Raw genomic sequence first — 18,218 nt, 5'->3', positions numbered from 1 at the left:
GGGGCCCGACATGGAGACCGCACTCCACCGCTTCATCCGGCTGCTCCGGCTCTACGGCGTACGCGTGAGCACCGCCGAGGTGATCGACGCGATGCACGCGGTCGCCCAGCCCGGGGTGCTCGAGCAGCGCCACCTGCTCCACGCCGCGCTGACCGCGAGCCTGGTCAAGGACCGTCGCGACCTGGACACCTTCGATCTCGTCTTCGACCGGTTCTTCGGGCTGCGCCCGGTCGTCGAGGACACGGACGAGCACGGGCACAGCCACGACGACCTCTCCGACGACGGGGAGCTCACCGACTTCACGCTCTCCGAGGAGCCGGGCGAGGTGCCCGAGGATGGGCACAGCCACGGCAAGCCGGACGACATCAAGGAGTACTTCAAGCCCGAGGACATGGCGCAGCGCTACAACCTCCACCAGGAGGCGAACAAGATCGACATCGCCGCGCTCACCGACGAGATCGTCCTCTCCAACGACCCCAAGTCGAGCCCCGGGGAGGCCGCGCGGGTCCAGCTCTCGACCAGCCGGATGCACAACCCCGGCAACCCGGGCGAGCTGATCCGGGACGGCGGGATGCAGCTCGACACCGAGCTGTCCGTGCAGGAGGAGATCGCCCTGCTGAGCTGGCTCGAGGAGCGCGAACCCGACGGCGGCATCGACGACGATGATGCCCTCGCGGAGCTCCGCAAGGCACTCTCCCCGTGGCTGGCCACGCTGCCCGAGCGGATCCGGGACCACCTCGAGCGGCTGATGAGCATGGAGCGCGAGATCGAGTCGCGGGAGATCCAGGCGGCGCAGGCGGAGACCGTGGCCGAGCACGACCGCGCCGCCCTGGAGGAGTCGCTGCGGAGGCTGCTCCGGAAGCTCCACGGAGCGCCACGCCCGCGGCGTACGGTCGCCGCCCGTGGCATCGTCGACGGCCGGCGGACGATGCGCACCAACATGAAGTACGACGGGGTGCCGTTCCGCCCGGTGACCGTCGCCAAGGCGCACGACCGGCCACGGCTGCTCGTCCTCTGCGACGTCTCCCTGTCCGTACGCTCCACCGCCCGCTTCACGCTGCACCTGCTGCACAGCCTGCAGTCGGTGGCGACCTCCGTCCGGTCGTTCGCGTTCGTGAAGGACCTCGTCGAGATCACCGACCTGTTCGCCGAGCACCGGATCGAGGACGCGCTGTCCCTGGTGCTGGCGGGCCTGCCGGCCGGCGGGGTGCTCGACGTGGACGCGGACTCGAACTACGGGGCCTCGTTCGAGCAGTTCCTCGAGCAGTTCGGCTCGGCCGTGAACCGGCGGACCACGCTGGTGATCCTCGGCGACGGCCGCGGCAACGGCAAGGATCCGGGCTTCGCCGCCTTCGAGGAGCTCACGCGGCGCGCCCGGTCGACGATCTGGCTCACCCCTGAGCCGCGCTACTCCTGGGCGCTCGGGGGCTGTGACCTGCCGGAGTACGCCGAGTGGTGCGACAAGGTCCAGGTCGTCCGCAACCTGCGCGGGCTGGACAACGTCACCCAGACGATGTCGGTCGGCCGATGACCACGCCGCCCGGCGAGCTGGATGTGATCGACGCGCTGCGACCCGGCCCCGAGGTCGGGGTCTACCGCGACGAGCTCGTCAGCGTCCGGGCCTGGCAGGGTCCGCGCCCGCGGCGTCATCTCGGGACGATCCGCACCCGCCACTTCGACGTGCACCGTGAGGGCCACCAGGTCCATCTGATCCACTGCCTGCGTACGGACCAGATCGACGACGACCTCTCGGGTCTGCTGGCCGAGGAGCTGTTCCAGCCCGGTTGGCTGCGCGGCCCCGACCTCTTCGAGCGGCTCTTCACCGGGGTCGTGGTCAGCAGCGCTCAGGACCCGGTGCAGGCGTGGGCGGCGTTCTACCGCAACACGCTGCGCCGCGTGGAGCAGGCGCTGCACCGGCCCGGTCCTGCCGCCCCGGCTCACGGAACCGTCGCCGAGTACGCCCCCGTCTACCGCTTCGTCGAGCAGCAGCTGGCGCCCGGCTCGGTCCTCGAGGTCGGCTGCTGCTTCGGGTTCCTCTCGCTGCGGCTGGCCTCCGCGGGACGGGACGTGACCGCCTCCGACCTCTCCGCCGGCACCGTCACGCTGCTCGGCGCCGCGGCGGCCGGGCTGGGGGTGCCGCTGGCGACGCGAGCCGCGGACGCGACCCGGCTGCCGTGGTCGGACGGGGCCGCCGACAACGTGCTGCTGATCCACCTCCTCGAGCACATCGAGCCGGGCCTCGGCGACCGGGCGGTCGCGGAGGCGATCCGGGTGGCGCGACGCCGTGTGGTGATCGCCGTACCCCTCGAGGACGAGCCCGACGAGACCTGGGGACACGTCCGGACGGTCTCGCTCGACGACCTCGCCGCCTGGGGTGCGGCCTCGGGACACCCGCACCGGGTCGTGGAGCACCACGGTGGCTGGCTCGTCATCGACACCGACCGCTGATCGCCTCTCCGGTGGCGACCTGTCCGTCGGCGACGCGGACGAGCAGTCGTCCTCCCAGGGCCGCGTCAGGCCTGGTCAGGGCCCGGTCCGACCTGTCCGTCGACCGCACGCAACCGCGCTGGAGGGCTACCCGCGGGCAGGTGCGCTACCGCCCGCTCGGCGGGTCCGTCGGTGTGTCGTACGTCACTACTTTGTGAGAACCGTGGCCCAGCCGGACGACGGTTGAACCCTTGGAGGAACGATGACGAACACATCCATCGACGCAGTAGAGACCATCCCAGGCACCGCACCGACGACGTGGGGCGACCCGTTCCCGCTCGGACTGGCCAGCTTCGGGATCTCGGCGCTCGTCCTGTCCACCGTGATGTCGGGGATCGTGGACGCGGCCGCCCTGCCCGCCGTCCTGCCTCTCGCGCTGGCCCTGGGCTTCGCGACCGAGCTCGTGGCCGGCCTGGTCCACTTCCGGCGGGGCGAGACGTTCCCGGCCCTGGTGTTCACCGCGTACGCCGGGTTCTGGCTCTCCTACGCCCTGCTCGTGCAGTTCTACGGCCCGATGGTGACCGCAGGCGGGGCCGCGATCACGGGGATGTTCCTGCTGGCCTGGGCGGTGTTCACGACCTACATGCTGCTGGCCGCGCTCCGCACCAACACCACCACGATCGTGATCTTCGTGCTCCTGGCCGGGGTCTTCTACCTGGCCGCCTTCGGGTCGTTCCTCGGCAGCGCCGCTCTCGGTCAGACGGCCGGCTACGTGCTGATCCTGGACGCCCTGGTCGCGCTCTACGCCTCTGCCGCGATCATCGTGAACACGACCTGGGACCGCACCGTCCTGCCGGTGCCGTGACGTCTCCGGCCGCCGGGTCAGAGGAGGCCGAGCTTGGACGCCTCGTACACCGCCTCGGCCCGGCGGCTGACGCCCAGCTTCCGCAGGATGTTGCCCACGTGGAACTTGGCGGTGGTGTCGGAGATGTAGAGCCGGTGGCCGATGGCACGGTTCGACAGCCCGTGCGCGAGCAGCTCCAGCACCTCCAGCTCGCGGGCGGTGAGCTCGGAGTCGTCGCTGGTCACCGGCATGTTGACGCCACGGATCATCGCGGCCGCGGAGCGCGCGTCGAAGGCGCTGCCGCCGCTCGCGACGTCCCGGATGGCGCGGACCAGCCCGGTGGTGTCGACGTCCTTGACGACATAGCCACGGGCGCCGGCGCGGATCGCCTGCATCACCAGCTGCTCGTCGAGGAACGTCGTCAGCACGAGGATCAGCGCCTCCGGGTGCCGCTGGGTCAGCGCGGCGCAGAGCTCGAGCCCCTCGGCGTCCGAGGACGAGGAGAGCTTCAGGTCGAGGAGCACGATGTCCGGCCGAGCGCTGTTCACCCGGGCGAGCGCCTCCGCCGCCGTCGCCGCCTCCGCGACGACCCGGAGGCCGGGCTCGCGCTCGAGGATCGAGCGCAGACCCTGACGGACGATCGCGTGATCATCGACCAGCAGTACGTCGATGCCTGCTGTGGCTCCGGTCTGGGCTCCGGTCTGGGCCGCGGTCTGGGCCGGGGCCGCCAGGGGTGGGCTGAGCGTGTTCATGGGTTCCTCCTCGAAGCGGCTACTGCGGGTCCTCGATGAGCCCGCAGATCGTTCCCCGGCCGCGATCCACGACCGGCAGCGGCACCCGGAGCTCCACCCGTACGCCACCGAGATGCGAGCGCCGGAACGCGACGGTGCCACCGAGCTCGCTGATCCGGGTCTCGATGTTGGCCAGGCCCCGGTGCCTGCCGTCGATCGAGGCGCCGCGCTCGAGCCGCAGCTTCCGGGCGAGCAGGCCCGGATCCCCACGGCCGTCGTCGGCGACCCCGACGTAGAGCTCGTGCTTGCGGTAGCGGAGCCGGAGCACCGCCTGGCTGGCCTCGGCGTGGATCGCCACGTTGAAGAGCGCCTCGCCGACCGCGCGGGCGATGTCGTGCTTGGCCTCCGCGGGCATCGGGCAGACCTCGCCCTCCACCCGCACCGACACGTCCAGATGCGGACGGTGGTGCTCGGCGACCTCGTGCAGCAGCTCGGGCAGCGACGACACCGTGTCGCGATGCGGCTGGTGCAGGGCGTAGATCGCCCGGCGGAGCTGCTCCACGGCGTCCTGGGTGAGCTTCTTCGCGGTGTTGAGGAGCTCGCCGATCCGCTCCCCGGCCGGGCCCAGCTCCTCCGTCTCGCCGCGCGCGACCTCGACCGACATCCCCGCCGAGAGCACGAACTGGGTGACGCTGTCGTGCAGCTCCCGCGCGATGCGGTGGCGCTCGTGGTCGACCAGCTCGCGCTGGCGTGCCACCAGCAGCCGTTCCTCGGCCTGACGCAGCTCACGGGTGCGCTGCTCGAGGTCCCGCTCCCGGGCACCGACCTCGTCGTAGAGCCGCTGGGCGCGCCGGTGCTGGGCGAGCCCGGCCTGGTACTGCTCGGAGGTGTGCAGCGCGACGGCTGCCTCGTTGGCCAGGATCCGCAGCACCGACAGGTCCCCGGGCTCCGGGTCGTCGGCGAGCCCGTGGAGACCGACCAGGCTGCCGATCATGACGCTCTCCAGCGTCATCGGCACCCGCACCCAGCGAGCCGGCCCCGGCGCCCCGGTCGCATGTCCGGCCCGGATCGCGCCGAGCTCGCGACGTACGACTCCGGGGAGCTCCTCCTCGTCGCCGACCACTCGGCCGTCGTGGTCGACGACGATGAATCTCGGCCGGGCCCCGGTCAGGTGGCCGTCGGCCAGCGCCAGGATCGTCCACTCCGCGGCGAGGTGCACTGCGGCCGCACGGGCCACCTCCTCCAGGAGCGCCCGGGGACCCTCGACCGTGCGCACCAGCGCACGCGAGATCGAGTCCATGGCACGTACGGCCTGCTGCATGCGCTCGTCGGAGCGCAGGAAGGCGCGGTAGTAGGAGCGCTTGCCGGAACGTACGCCGGTCAGTGCTGCCAGGTCGGGAGCGCTCACTGGATCGCCCTCACAGGGCTTCTCGGAAGAGCGCGTGGATCTCGGCGCGGCTCGCCGGGCGAGGGTTCGTCGTCAGGCAGGCATCGTCGAGCGTGGTCACCGACAGGGTGTCGAGATCGGTGTCGGTCACCCCGAGGTCTCTCAGGCCTCGGGGCACACCGACGTCGTCGGCCAGGCGCCGCACGTGGTCGGCCAGCATCTCGGCCGCGACGTACCCCGGGACACCGTCGACCGGCAGTCCGGCGGCCCGGGCGAGGCCGACGAACCGCTCGGGGACCGAGCGTGCGTTGTAGCGGATGACGTGCGGAAGCAGGACCCCGTTGACCACACCGTGCGGAGCGTCGAGCAGCCCGCCGACCTGGTGGCTCATCGCGTGGGTCGCGCCGAGGATCGCGTTGGTGAAGGCCAGGCCCGCCTGCAGGCTCGCCTGCGCCATCATCGCGCGATGCTCCATCGAGGTCGGGTCGGTGACGGTCGAGCGCAGGTGCCGGCAGACGAGCGCGACCGAGCTCATCGCGTGCCCGTCGGCCAGCGGGTTGTGCGCCAGCGAGACGTACGACTCGATGCCATGGGTCAGTGCGTCCAGGCCGGTCGCGGCGTTGAGCGCCTCCGGCATCGTGGTCAGCAGGCGGGGGTCGGTGATCGAGACGTCGGGCACCAGGGCGCGACCCATGATCGTGATCTTCACCCGGCGGTCGGTGTCGGTGACGATGCAGAACTGGGAGACGTCGGCGCCGGTCCCCGAGGTGCTCGGGATCATCAGCATCGGCGGGATCGGCCGGGCGATCTGGTCGATCCCGGCGTAGTCGAGGATGTCGCCGCCGTTGCCCGAGAGCACCGCGACGCCCTTCGCGGCATCCATGCAGGAGCCGCCGCCGATGGCCACGATGACGTCGGCCTCGGCCTCGACGTACCTCTCGTAGGCGCGGCGTACCTCGTGGTCCTTGGGGTTCGGCGTGACCTCGGTCCACAGCACCGGGACGAGCCCCTCGGCCCGGAGCAGCCGGAGCAGCTCGTCGACCCAGCCGGCCTCGACGATGCCGGGATCGCTGACGACGAACGGTCGTCTGGCCCCGAGCCGGGCAGCGGCGTAGCCCGCTTCCTCGAGCGAGTTGTGCCCGAAGACCACCTCGGGAGCCTGGAACTTCACCACCTGGTCGAGCGGGGCAGCGGCCGGCGGGACCTGCTCCTGCCGAGGAGCCACCTCCCAGCTGCGTGCCATCACCGCCGTCGTCGGCGCCATTCCAGCGGTCATCTCAGAGACCGACCTCGCGGTCCAGGCGGGCGATCTGACCGTCGGCGAGCGCCAGCAGCGGCGAGCCGGAGGGCAGCAGGGTCCGGAGCCGGAGCCACATCTCGTAGTCGTCGGCGCCCCATGCCGACCGGGTCCACGTCGAGACCAGGTCGGGCTGGCCCGACTGCAGCACCGCCGCGCGCAGCTGCTGCGCCAGGGTCTCGCGGAGCCGGACCACGCCCGGCGCGACCGAACGCGGCAGGATCGGGCCGCGATAGCAGCGGAGCGCGCCGGCGACGTCGCCGACCGCCAGCCGTGCCTCGACGCCCAGCCAGTCGCCGGTCACCTCGGTCGTGAGCCGGTAGGGCCGCGAGGCGAGGAACTCCTCCCCGAGCAGGTTGCGCAGCCGGTTCAGCTCGGCGCGGAGCGTCGAGGAGCCGCCGTCGTCCTCGTACAGGAGGACCGCGAGCTCGTCGCCCGAGAGGCCGCGCGGGGCGCTGGCGAGGAGCAGGAAGATCTCGCTGTGGCGTGGGGAGAGCCGCAGCTGCGCGCGATGCCCGCGGCCGTCGTCGATCGACAGCAGCAGGTCCTGGCGGCCCAGGGTCTCCACGGCGATGCGCGCCCAGCCCGGCCGGGTCTCGGGCGGCCTCGGCAGCAGCTGCTCGCGGGCGAGCTCGGACTCCGCGAGCCTCGCGGCGGCGCGCACCATCGCCATCGTCTGGGGTACGACGATGGAGTCTCCGCCGGTGATGTCGAGCACGCCGAGCAGGCGCGAGTCGCCTGGGTCGTGGATCGGGGTCGCGGCGCAGCTCCACTGCTGCACCGAGCGCCGGAAGTGCTCGGCGGCGACGACGCTGGTCGGCCGGTCGAGCCGGAGCGCGAGCCCGGGCGCGTTCGTGCCGGCCAGGCGCTCGTCCCAGTTGCTCCCCTCGACGAAGCCGATCCGCTCCGCGCGGCGGAGCGCCGCCGGGGCACCGCACACCCAGAGCAGCTGACCGGCCTCGTCCGAGACGGCCATGATCGCGTCGCAGTCGCGCGCTGCCTGCCCGAGCACGTCGTCGAGGAGCGGGAACACGCGAGCCAGCGGATGGGCCGCGCGGATGTCCCGGAGCTGGTCCTCGGGCAGGGTGATCGGCGCGGACGTGTCGTCCGCGGTCACTCCGGCGGCAGCGGATCGGTGCCACGAGTCCGCCACGGCTGCACGCATGGAGGGGCTCTGCTTCGTATCGTTCATCCGGACCTCCTCAAGTGATGAGGGTCACATTTGAAGGTTGCATTCACGTTGCATCGGTCGCGCAACGTTGCTGCAACCTCGGCGTTCCTAGCGTCTGTGACCACGATCACGCCCCAATGCCTGACTTTGCCTGAGGAGAATTCCCGATGACCGTATACACAGCTCCCGGCCAGCCCGACTCGCTGGTCACCGTCCAAGGCCGCTACGGCCACTACATCGGCGGCGCCTGGGTCGACCCGGTCAAGGGTGCCTACTTCGAGAACATCTCGCCGGTGAACGGTAAGCCGTTCACCGAGATCGCCCGGGGCACGGCCGAGGACATCGAGGCCGCCCTGGACGCCGCACATGCTGCCGCTCCGTCGTGGGGGAAGACCTCGACGACGGAGCGGGCCAACATCCTGCTCAAGATCGCCGATGTGATGGAGGAGAACCTCACCGCGATCGCCGTCGCCGAGACCTGGGAGAACGGCAAGCCGGTCCGCGAGACGCTGGCCGCCGACATCCCGCTCGCCATCGACCACTTCCGCTACTTCGCCGGCGTGCTGCGTGCCCAGGAGGGCACCATCGGTGAGATCGACGAGAACACCGTGGCGTACCACTTCCACGAGCCGCTGGGCGTCGTCGGCCAGATCATCCCGTGGAACTTCCCGATCCTGATGGCGGTCTGGAAGCTCGCCCCGGCGCTCGCCGCGGGCAACTGCGTCGTCCTGAAGCCGGCCGAGCAGACGCCCTGGTCGATCCTCAAGCTCGTCGAGCTGGTCGGCGACCTGCTGCCCGCCGGCGTACTCAACGTCGTCAACGGCTTCGGCGTCGAGGCCGGCAAGCCGCTGGCCTCCTCGCCGCGCGTCGCCAAGGTCGCCTTCACCGGCGAGACCACCACCGGCCGCCTGATCATGCAGTACGCCAGCCAGAACATCATCCCGGTGACCCTGGAGCTCGGTGGCAAGAGCCCGAACATCTTCTTCGACTCCGTCGCCGCGGAGAAGGACGCCTTCTACGACAAGGCGCTCGAGGGCTTCACGATGTTCGCCCTCAACCAGGGCGAGGTCTGCACCTGCCCGTCGCGTGCGCTCGTCCAGCGCTCGATCTACTCCGACTTCGTCGGCGACGCGATCGCCCGGGTCGAGAAGATCAAGCAGGGCAACCCGCTCGACGACACCACGATGATCGGCGCCCAGGCCAGCAACGACCAGCTCGAGAAGATCCTGTCCTACATCGAGATCGGCAAGGACGAGGGCGCCAAGGTCCTCACCGGTGGCAAGCGGACCATCCTCGAGGGCGACCTCGCCGAGGGCTACTACGTGCAGCCGACCGTCTTCGAGGGTGACAACTCGATGCGGATCTTCCAGGAGGAGATCTTCGGCCCGGTCGTGTCGCTGACCGGCTTCGACGACGAGGCCGACGCGCTCAAGGTCGCCAACGACACCCTGTACGGCCTCGGCGCCGGCGTCTGGTCGCGCGACGGGTCGCAGGCGTTCCGGGCCGGCAAGGAGATCAAGGCCGGCCGGGTCTGGACGAACTGCTACCACGCCTACCCGGCCCACGCGGCCTTCGGCGGCTACAAGCAGTCCGGCATCGGTCGCGAGACCCACAAGATGATGCTGGACCACTACCAGCAGACCAAGAACCTGCTCGTCAGCTACAGCCCCGACGCACTCGGGTTCTTCTGATGAGCGCGACCCACGCCTCCTCGCTTCCGGCGCGGGTCGCCGTGACCGACGGGGCGGCGGACCTTCTCCGCCGCCTCGTCGGTATCCACGGGCCGGTCATGTTCCACCAGTCCGGTGGATGCTGCGACGGCTCCGCCCCGATGTGCTACCCGAGCGGCGACTTCATGCTCGGCGACGCCGACATCCACCTGGGTGACCTGGACATCGGGCTGGACCAGCAGGTGCCGGTCTGGATGTCGCGCTCGCAGTTCGAGTACTGGTCGCACACCCACCTCACCATCGACGTCGTCCCCGGACGCGGCGCCGGGTTCTCCCTGGAGGCGCCCGAGGGCGTGCGGTTCCTGATCCGGTCGCGACTGTTCACCGACGACGAGGCCGCCCTGCTCGGCTAGCGCCTCCCCTCCCGCCCTCCCGAGAAAGCACGACGCCATGACCGACCTGACCATCCCCAGCACACCGATCCGCTTCGATCCTCCGGCCGACCTGGCCGCTGCCGCCAACGTCACCGAGGAGGCGTACGCCCGGGCCGAGTCCGACGTCGAGGCCTTCTGGGCCGAGCAGGCGAAGCGGCTGACCTGGGCCGAGCCGTTCACCGAGGTGCTGGACTGGTCCGACGCACCCCACGCGCGGTGGTTCGCGGACGGGAAGCTCAACGCGGCGTACAACTGCATCGACCGGCACGTCGAGTCCGGTCGCGGCGACAAGGTCGCCTTCCACTTCGTCGGCGAGCCCGGTGACACCCGAGACATCACCTACGCCGACCTCAAGGACGAGGTGTCCCGAGCCGCCAACGCGCTGACCGACCTCGGCGTGGTCAGTGGCGACCTGGTCGCGATCTACCTGCCGATGATCCCCGAGGCCATCGTGGCGATGCTGGCCTGTGCCCGCATCGGGGCCACCCACACCGTGGTCTTCGGCGGGTTCTCGGCCGAGGCCCTCGCCTCGAGGATCGAGGACTGCCGAGCCAAGCTGGTGATCACCTCCGACGGCGGCTACCGCCGCGGGGCTCCGTCGGCGCTGAAGCCGGCGGTCGATGCGGCCCTGGCGCGACTGGGCGGCCAGAGCCCGGTCGAGCACGTCCTCGTCGTGCGCCGCACCGGCGAGTACGTGCCCTTCGACGACGCCACCGACCTGTGGTGGCACGACGTCGTCGACAGCGCTTCGCCCGAGCACACGCCGGAGGCGTTCGATGCCGAGCACCCGCTGTACGTCATGTACTCCTCGGGCACGACCGGGAAGCCCAAGGGCATCCTGCACACCACCGGCGGCTACCTGACCGGCGCGGCCTACACGCATCACGCCGTGTTCGACCTCAAGCCGGACACGGACGTCTACTGGTGCACCGCCGACATCGGCTGGGTCACCGGCCACAGCTACATCGTCTACGGGCCGCTCGCCAACGGCGTCACCCAGGTGCTCTACGAGGGCACTCCGGACAGCCCGCACCGGGGCCGCTGGTGGGAGATCATCGAGCGGTACGGCGTGACCCTCTTCTACACCGCCCCGACGGCGGTCCGGACGTTCATGAAGTGGGGGCGCGAGATCCCTGACAGGTACGACCTCACCTCGCTGCGGCTCCTCGGATCGGTCGGCGAGCCGATCAACCCCGAGGCGTACCTCTGGTACCGCACGGTCATCGGCGGCGACCGCTGCCCCGTCGTCGACACCTGGTGGCAGACCGAGACCGGTCAGATGATGATCAGCCCCCTCCCCGGCGTCACCGCCGGCAAGCCGGGCTCGGCGATGCGGCCGCTGCCCGGCATCGGCGTCGACGTGGTCGACGAGGAGGGTCGCTCGGTGCCGAACGGGTCGAGCGGCTACCTGGTGCTCACCAAGCCGTGGCCCGCCATGCTGCGCACGCTGTGGCAGGACGACGACCGCTTCGTCGAGACGTACTGGACTCGCTTCGCGGATCTCGGCTACTACTTCGCCGGCGACGGAGCCAAGAAGGACGAGGACGGCGACATCTGGATCCTGGGCCGCGTCGACGACGTGATGAACGTGTCTGGTCACCGGCTCTCCACGAGCGAGATCGAGTCCGCCCTGGTCTCCCACCCGCGGATCGCCGAAGCAGCCGTCGTCGGCGCCGCCGACGAGACCACCGGCCAGGCGGTCGTCGCCTACGTGATCCTGCGCTCCGGGGACGGCAACACCGGCGAGGCGCTGATCCAGGAGCTACGCAACCATGTGGCCCGAGAGATCGGGGCCATCGCCAAGCCGCGGCAGATCACGATCGTCCCGGAGCTGCCCAAGACACGGTCCGGGAAGATCATGCGCCGCCTCCTGCGCGATGTCGCCGAGGGCCGAGACGTCGGCGACACCACCACACTCAGCGATCCGAGCGTCATGGCCCTGATCGCGAACCGCGACGCCGAAGCTGTCGGGGGATGAGATGACCGTGCCCGCCACAGGCGTCGATCCCAGGACCGTCGGGCGCAGCTGGGTCATCGTGGCCCGGCACCGCCAACCTGCGGGGACAGCGGCTCCTGCGCCCTGGGGCGAGGCGCATCTCAAGCGGATCGGCACGTCCGTGACCCTTTGCGGTGTGCCGACCCAGGGCTGGCACGCGTTCTGGCACCTGCGCTCCGAGGACATCCGCCGGTGGTGCGTCGACTGCTCGGTCGCAGCACGCCCGACCCGCACCGTGTCAGGCTCCCTGAGCACCAAGTGATCCCACCCGAGAGGCGGACGATCCGTGAAGACCGTGATCCGCACCTGCCGATGCCCGGAGGTGTTCCACGATCTCGGGCTGCACACCCGGGAGGGCGTGCTGCGAGGCCCGCGCTGGCTGCAGTTGCTGGCACAGCTTCTGCCCTGATGGGGACGGAGGTGCGTATCGTTCGGGTCTTGCCGGCAACGCTCGGCCCTACTCCATTGCAGGTTGAACCTGTAAAGTAGGGATCGCAACGGCCTTGTAGGCCCGCGAAGTAAGCCCGGCAGTCTTCCGGACGGTGGATGAGCCGGGCTCGCGCCATTTCTGAGGCTGTCAGGTTTCCGCCCACTCGGAGCGGTCAGACCATGATGTGGCGGACATCCACGACCAGTGGCGAAGCCGCGTCGGTCCAACGGCCGCCGCGCTGGTAGCACCAGCACACTGCGTCGCTGATCCACAGGAGCGGTTCACTGCGAGGGACGTCGAGGCGGTACGACGGCTTGTTGGTCACCGGGTAGAGCAGGTCGGAGATCAGTTCGAGATCCGAGCGCATGAGGCTCTCGTCGCGCTCGATGACCAAGTGGGAAGCTCGATCCTTGAGAACATCTTCGACCACAGCGGTCAGGCAGGCTGCACGTCCAGCGCGTTGGTCCTTGGTCTTCGCGACGTAGAGGGTGACCTGGACCTCGAGCCCACGCATCACGTGAAGAACTCGGTCACGATAGGCGTCCTTCTCCTTGGCGAAGTGGATGCGGTCCTGTCGGGGCAGAAGCAGTCCACGAAGCGCCTTGCGGGCTTGCGTGACTTTGGCTGCTGGCAATGTGGCCGCAGCGACGACGTAATCCCTCGTCTTTGTCTCGTCGACGAAGACGTGACCGCGCAGGTAGCGATTGAGATCGTCTGCGCGTCGAAAGGTCACCGGTCCATTGTCGAGGACAGCACCGACAGTGTGTTCGAAGGTGGCGGAGTGTCGTGGCGGCGCAGGACACCGACGGCGAGATGAGGGAGTGACGACGGCCTCAACGCACGGGCGTCACGGAACGCACCTCGGCCGTGAAGCTGCTGCCCGCGAGGGCGGAGAGCAGGTCGGTGGCGGCGACGTCTCCGGTGACGGTGATGCGGCCGGTGCCGCGGTCAGCGGTGAGGGTGGCGATCCCGGGGAGGTCCCGGAGCCGAGCCGTGGCCTCACGGACGCATTGAGGGCAGCGCATGCCCTCGACGTACAGCTGAATGGTCTGCATGGCGGTCTCCTGGTGCCGTCGTGGCCCCGGACGGATCCGGGGCCACGAAGAGGGGCGGACTGCTAGCGGCCGGCGGGAACCGACTCGGCGGCGGTCGCGGTGCGGACCGGCTTCCAGCCGATCCCGGTGACGACCGCACCGGCGAGGGCGATGCCGGCCGCGCCGAGGAAGCCGGCTGAGAAGCCGTCGGTCATGGCGGCCAGGTCGCCGACCTGGTCGGAGCCGTACGCGGAGGCGACGACGGTCATCGCCGCCAGCCCCAGCGCGGAGCCGACCTGGTAGCTGGTGTTGACGATCCCGGCGGCGAGACCGCCCTCCTCGGGTGCGGCCGCGCCGAGCGCCGTGCTCAGCGACGGGATGAACGCCAGCGCCATGCCCGCCGCGGTGACCAGCGTGGCCGGGAGCACGTCGACGGCGAAGCTGCCGTCGGCGTCGATCCGGGAGAGCCAGACCAGGCCGATTCCGAGGGCGACGAGGCCGCCGACGGTCATCGCCTTGGGTCCGTACGCGGCGGTCAGTCGCGGGGCGATGGCGACCATGCCGAGCATGATCGTCACCGTCATGGGCAGCAGGGCGGCGCCGGACTCGAAGGCACCGAGCCCGAGAACCTGCTGGAGGTAGAGGTTGATGAAGAAGAACATCGGGATCCAGGCCGCGCCGAGCAGGAGCTGGGCGATGTTGGCGGCGGCCAGGTTCGGCGCCCGGAAGATCCCCAGGCGCATCAGCGGTGCCGCCGAGCCGGCCTGCAGGGCCACGAAGGCGGCGAGCAGGGCGATGCCGACGAGACCGGCGATGAGCGTGCTGGGCGACCCCCAACCCTGCTCAGGGATGCGTACGACGGCGAACACCACCGCGGCGAGGCCCAGGGTGACGGTGAGCGCGCCGAGAACGTCGATGCGGCCGCGCTGCGCCCGGCCCGCCGGCATCACGGCGGGCGTCAGGAGGAGTACGCCGACGGCGATCGGCACGTTGATGAAGAAGACCCACGGCCAGGACAGGTACTCGGTGAGCACGCCACCGAGGAACACGCCGGCCGTGCCGCCGGCCGGGGCGGCCGCGCCGTAGAGCGCGAGCGCCTTGGTCAGCTCCTTCGGGTTCGCCCCGAACGTCATGAACAGGAGCGTCAGTGCCGAAGGAGCGATGAGTGCGGATCCGGCGCCCTGGACGGCGCGACCGACGATCTCGACCGCGACGCCGTCAGCGAGTCCGGCGACGAGGGAGCCGACTCCGAGGACCAGCCACCCGATGGCGAAGATCCGTCGGGCGCCGAGCAGGTCGGAGAGCCGGCCGCCCAGCAGGAGGAGGCCGCCGAAGGCCACCACGTAGGCGTTGAACACCCAGCTGAGGTCCTGCGGGGCGAATCCGAGGTCGCGCTGTATCTCAGGGAGTGCGACTCCGATGATGGAGGTGTCCATGATGACCATGAACTGGGCGGCGGCGATGAGGCCGAGCGCGAGCCAGCGGCGGCTGTTGGCACCCGCCGCCGGGGATGCTGTGGAAGACATGGTTCTCTCTTTTCGTCAGGGCGGCCGTCCGGCCGCGTGAAAGAGAACCTGTCCCGGGTCACTGTCCCTGGACTGTCCGGCCGCCGTCTGTGCGGCCGCCGGCCAGCCGAGCCAGCGCCTCCTCGGCCCGAGCGGCGACGGCGGTCTCGCCGGCGGCGAGACCGAGCGCGCGGGCCTCGTCGTAGCGCTCCGCCGCCGCCTCCGGCTCGGCGACCTGCTCGTGGCACCGGGCCAGGGCCAGCGTGGCCTTCGCCGTCATCGCGGGCGTCTCCAGCGTCTCGAAGCCCTGGATGGCGCTCGACAACAGCGAGATGGCGCTTGACCAGTCCTGCTGGCGCTCGGCCAGCCGGCCACGTCCGTACGCGGCGAGGACCGACCCGGCGCGGTCGCCGACGTGACGGGACGCGAGCTCAGCGCGACGGAAGGCGTCCCGGGCCGACTCCTCGTCCCCGAGCTCGAGGTGGGTGATCCCGAGGTCGGCGAGGGCCCACTGCACGGTGTTGTGGATGCCTGCGGACGCCGCGACGTCGCTGGCCTGCTCGAGCGTCCGGGCCGACTCCCGCAGGCGTCCGAAGTGCCGCAGCCCGTAGCCGAGGTGGTAGAGGACGGCGCTCTGACCCCACGGGTCGTCGAGGTGACCGAACTCCGCCGCGGTGGCCCGTCCGAGGCGTATCGCAGCCGGCTCGTCCCTGGCCTTCAGCGCGGTCTCGAGCCGGACGAAGCCGGCGACGGCGAGTCCCCAACGGTCCCCCTGCTCGCGGAACCACGTCTCGGCGTCGTCCAGGAGCGCGGCGGCCTCCGGGTCCGTCCCGTTGACGCCTTCGACGGCGAGCAGTACCCGGGAGACCGCGGCGCCGTCGGCGTCACCGTCCGCGAGGAAGATCGCGAGGCTCTCCTGGGCTGCCTCGGCGCAGCGCGGATGGGGGTGGACGACGCAGGCCCGGGGACGCTCGACCAGCGCCACCGCCTGAAGGGCAGCCGCCCGAGCCGCGGCCGAGCCGCGGTCCTGCTCGAGGAGCCGACGCAGGATCCGGCGGCCCTCGAGATGGCGGCCCTGATGCCAGAAGAGCCCCAGATGACCGGCCAGACGCAGCGCGGCGTCGATGTCGCCGGCTGGACCCTCCAGCCAGGCGATGGCCGAGCGTACGTTGGCCTGCTCGTCGACGAGGAGGAGCCTGGCCCGGGCGTCCCCCTGCCCGCGCATCGCCTGCGCCGACCGCTCGGCGACCTGGGCAAAGTAGTGCGCGTGCCGGGTGGCCAGGGCGTCGTTCCGGCCGGTCTGTGCCAGCCGGTCGGCGGCGTACTCACGCAGCGTCTCGAGCATGCGATAGCGGGTGACCGGCCCGCGCTCGGCGACGATCAGGGACTGCTCGACCAGCCTGCCGACGGCATGGATGATCTGGTTCGAGTCGGTCTCGTCGTCGGAGAGGATCTGCTCGGCAGCGGTGAGGGTCCAGCCGCCGTGGAACACGGCGAGTCCTTCGAAGACGCGCTTCTCGAGGTCGTCGAGCAGGTCGTAGCTCCAGTCCACGGTCGCGCGGAGCGTGCGCTGGCGGTCCTCCGCCGTCCGCGCTCCCGAGGTGAGGAGCGTGAACCGCTGGTCGAGCCGGTCGGCGAGGTCGCTCGGGGAGAGCGTGGCCGCGCGGGCCGCGGCCAGCTCGAGTGCCAGCGGCATGCCGTCGAGCGCGCGGGCGATGCGGCCGAGCGGGGCGTACGCCTCTTGGTCTGCCTCGATCCCCGGCAGGACCGTCGCGACCCGGCGGATCAGCAGCTGTACGGAGGCGGTCGCCGCGATCGCCTCGGCGTCGTCGTCCTCGCGCGGGGTCGGGAGCGGCCCGACGAGGGTCTGCACCTCGCTCGGCAGGGCGAGGGGCTCTCGGCTGGTGGCGATGACGGTGAGCCGGGGGCAGCGCGCCAGGAGCTGCTCGACCAGGGTGGCGACGGGGTCGACGAGGTGCTCGCAGTTGTCGATGACGAGGAGCAGGTGCTTGTCGGCGAGGAAGTCGGCCAGCCGCTCCTGGAGATCGATCGCGGAGCCGTCCTGCGGCATCGCCACGGCCGCGGCGACGGCCGGCACGATGTGCTCCCGGCTGCGGATCGCGGCGAGCCGGACGAGGAAGGTGCCGTCCGGGAACCGGTCGGCGACCCGCTGCGCGGTCTGCAGGCCGAGGACGGTCTTCCCGGATCCGCCGGGGCCGACGAGGGTGATGAGCCTGGATGTGCCGACCCGCTCACTCAGGGACGTGAGCAGCTCCTCGCGTCCGACGAGCGGGGTCAGGTCGGTCGGCAGGTTGGAGAGGCCGGACCTGGGGCGGTGCGGACCGGTTGCGGGGGTCGACAGGGTGACCTCGCCGGAGGTGCCGAGCGACGGGTCCTGCCGGAGCACCCGCTCGTGGAGCGAGCGGAGGGACGCCGACGGTTCCAGGCCGAGGTCGGCGTCCAGCGTCGTCCGGGTGCGGGTGAACACCTCGAGCGCGTCGGCCTGCCGGCCGGCGCGATAGAGCGCGACCATCAGCAGCCCGGCCATCGCCTCGTGCGTCGGGTCGGTACGCAGCAGCGGCTCGAGATCGGTGACGACCTCTGCATGCCGGCCCAGCGACAGCGCGATCTGAGCACGCTCGGCGTACGCCGTCCGGCGGAGGTCCTCGAGCCGTACGGACTCGGGCACCGCCCAGGGCTCGGTGGCGAAGTCGGCGAGCGCGTCACCGCGCCAGAGCCCGAGTGCCGCGTCGTAGGCGTCCAGGTCGGTCTCGGTCGGGCTCCCGCCGCCGGCGACCGACGCCCGGACCCCGCGGATCCGGCGCTCGAAGTCCTCGGCGTCGATCGTGACCGGGTCGACCGCGGCCCGGTAGCCGCCGCCGTCGCGCTGAACCAGGTCGAGGCCGGCGGTCTTGAACACCCGCCGCAGCTTGGAGACCCGGAGCTGGAGGGCGTTCAACGGGTCGGCGGGCAGCGACGAGTCGGCCCACAGCCGGTCGATCAGCGCCGAGGCGGGCACGATCCGGCCGCGCGCCAGGAGCAGCACCGCGAGCAGGGCCCGCTCCGCCGACCCGGGGACCTTGACGATGTCGCCGTCGACCGCGGTCTCGAAGGGGCCGAGCAGCCCGAACCGGATGTCACGCGAGGTCGGGGTCGGCAGCACATCGAGATCGTAGTCAGACCGGGCGCAGGCGCCGATCGGATATCTGTCCGGGTCCCGACAATCCCGGGACAGTCCGCGGACAGATCGGCCGAGCAACCTCTGGCACGTCATCGAGATTCGAGCCAGGAG

Annotated in this window: 16 protein-coding genes; 8 read left to right on the top strand and 8 right to left on the bottom strand. The window is 71.0% G+C overall.

Annotated features, from left to right (window positions below):
* Positions 1-10: 10 nt before the first annotated feature.
* The 3 genes from ABTX24_RS04170 (at position 11) to ABTX24_RS04160 (ending at position 3,292) form a co-directional block, all read left to right on the top strand.
* The gene (locus tag ABTX24_RS04170; protein WP_350837630.1) at positions 11-1,531 is read left to right on the top strand and encodes a VWA domain-containing protein; all 1,521 of its coding nucleotides are present in this window, start codon (positions 11-13) and stop codon (positions 1,529-1,531) included.
* Complete coding sequence (mftM, locus tag ABTX24_RS04165; protein WP_350837628.1) at positions 1,528-2,448, top strand: mycofactocin oligosaccharide methyltransferase MftM; 921 nt, start codon at positions 1,528-1,530, stop codon at positions 2,446-2,448. Before ABTX24_RS04170 ends, mftM begins: the two co-directional genes overlap by 4 nt.
* A gap of 241 nt (positions 2,449-2,689) precedes the next feature.
* Positions 2,690-3,292: an acetate uptake transporter gene (locus ABTX24_RS04160; RefSeq protein ID WP_350837626.1), complete on the top strand. Its 603-nt coding sequence runs from the start codon at positions 2,690-2,692 to the stop codon at positions 3,290-3,292.
* A gap of 17 nt (positions 3,293-3,309) precedes the next feature.
* On the opposite strand, the gene ABTX24_RS04155 is transcribed toward ABTX24_RS04160, so the two are convergent.
* The 4 genes from ABTX24_RS04155 to ABTX24_RS04140 are packed head-to-tail and all read right to left on the bottom strand — an operon-like array spanning position 3,310 to position 7,878.
* Complete coding sequence (locus ABTX24_RS04155) at positions 3,310-4,023, bottom strand: MadR family response regulator transcription factor (protein WP_350837624.1); 714 nt, start codon at positions 4,021-4,023, stop codon at positions 3,310-3,312.
* Between the two features lie 19 nt (positions 4,024-4,042).
* Entirely contained in the window at positions 4,043-5,410 is a 1,368-nt protein-coding gene (locus ABTX24_RS04150) for a MadS family sensor histidine kinase (protein WP_160026049.1), read from the bottom strand.
* A 10-nt stretch (positions 5,411-5,420) separates the two neighbouring features.
* Positions 5,421-6,665, bottom strand: coding sequence for an iron-containing alcohol dehydrogenase (locus tag ABTX24_RS04145; protein ID WP_160026048.1), 1,245 nt, complete (start codon positions 6,663-6,665; stop codon positions 5,421-5,423).
* Position 6,666: 1 nt separating this feature from the next.
* Positions 6,667-7,878: a helix-turn-helix domain-containing protein gene (locus ABTX24_RS04140; RefSeq protein WP_350717442.1), complete on the bottom strand. Its 1,212-nt coding sequence runs from the start codon at positions 7,876-7,878 to the stop codon at positions 6,667-6,669.
* A gap of 146 nt (positions 7,879-8,024) precedes the next feature.
* Between ABTX24_RS04140 and exaC the strand changes: the two genes are divergently transcribed.
* Genes exaC through ABTX24_RS04115 form a run of 5 tightly spaced genes read left to right on the top strand, consistent with a single transcriptional unit; the run spans position 8,025 to position 12,366 of the window.
* Positions 8,025-9,548 carry an acetaldehyde dehydrogenase ExaC gene (exaC, locus tag ABTX24_RS04135; protein WP_350837622.1) on the top strand — a complete coding sequence of 508 codons (1,524 nt, stop codon included), beginning with the start codon at positions 8,025-8,027 and terminating at the stop codon, positions 9,546-9,548.
* The gene (locus ABTX24_RS04130; RefSeq protein WP_141802077.1) at positions 9,548-9,940 is read left to right on the top strand and encodes a DUF779 domain-containing protein; all 393 of its coding nucleotides are present in this window, start codon (positions 9,548-9,550) and stop codon (positions 9,938-9,940) included. Before exaC ends, ABTX24_RS04130 begins: the two co-directional genes overlap by 1 nt.
* Positions 9,941-9,977: 37 nt before the next feature.
* On the top strand, positions 9,978-11,939 hold the full coding sequence (acs, locus tag ABTX24_RS04125; RefSeq protein WP_350837620.1) for an acetate--CoA ligase: 1,962 nt from the start codon (positions 9,978-9,980) through the stop codon (positions 11,937-11,939).
* A gap of 7 nt (positions 11,940-11,946) precedes the next feature.
* The gene (locus ABTX24_RS04120) at positions 11,947-12,219 is read left to right on the top strand and encodes a hypothetical protein (RefSeq protein WP_160026044.1); all 273 of its coding nucleotides are present in this window, start codon (positions 11,947-11,949) and stop codon (positions 12,217-12,219) included.
* Positions 12,220-12,243: 24 nt separating this feature from the next.
* Positions 12,244-12,366: a hypothetical protein gene (locus tag ABTX24_RS04115; protein ID WP_350837618.1), complete on the top strand. Its 123-nt coding sequence runs from the start codon at positions 12,244-12,246 to the stop codon at positions 12,364-12,366.
* 193 nt (positions 12,367-12,559) lie between these two features.
* Here the strand turns inward: ABTX24_RS04115 and ABTX24_RS04110 are convergent, their stop codons facing one another.
* From ABTX24_RS04110 to ABTX24_RS04095, 4 genes are all read right to left on the bottom strand, one after another.
* Positions 12,560-13,120, bottom strand: coding sequence for a hypothetical protein (locus ABTX24_RS04110; RefSeq protein WP_160026043.1), 561 nt, complete (start codon positions 13,118-13,120; stop codon positions 12,560-12,562).
* Positions 13,121-13,220: 100 nt separating this feature from the next.
* Entirely contained in the window at positions 13,221-13,442 is a 222-nt protein-coding gene (locus ABTX24_RS04105; protein WP_350837616.1) for a heavy-metal-associated domain-containing protein, read from the bottom strand.
* Between the two features lie 62 nt (positions 13,443-13,504).
* A complete protein-coding gene (locus tag ABTX24_RS04100; protein WP_350837614.1) occupies positions 13,505-14,947 on the bottom strand; it encodes an MFS transporter in 1,443 nt (480 codons plus the stop codon).
* Between the two features lie 58 nt (positions 14,948-15,005).
* On the bottom strand, positions 15,006-18,089 hold the full coding sequence (locus tag ABTX24_RS04095) for an ATP-binding protein (RefSeq protein WP_350837612.1): 3,084 nt from the start codon (positions 18,087-18,089) through the stop codon (positions 15,006-15,008).
* Between the last annotated feature and the right edge of the window lie 129 nt (positions 18,090-18,218).

Source organism: Nocardioides sp. NPDC127514 (genome assembly GCF_040302125.1).
GTDB lineage: Bacteria > Actinomycetota > Actinomycetes > Propionibacteriales > Nocardioidaceae > Nocardioides.
Note: the sequence above shows the minus strand (reverse complement) of the source record. Positions and strands in the feature narration are given on the sequence as shown.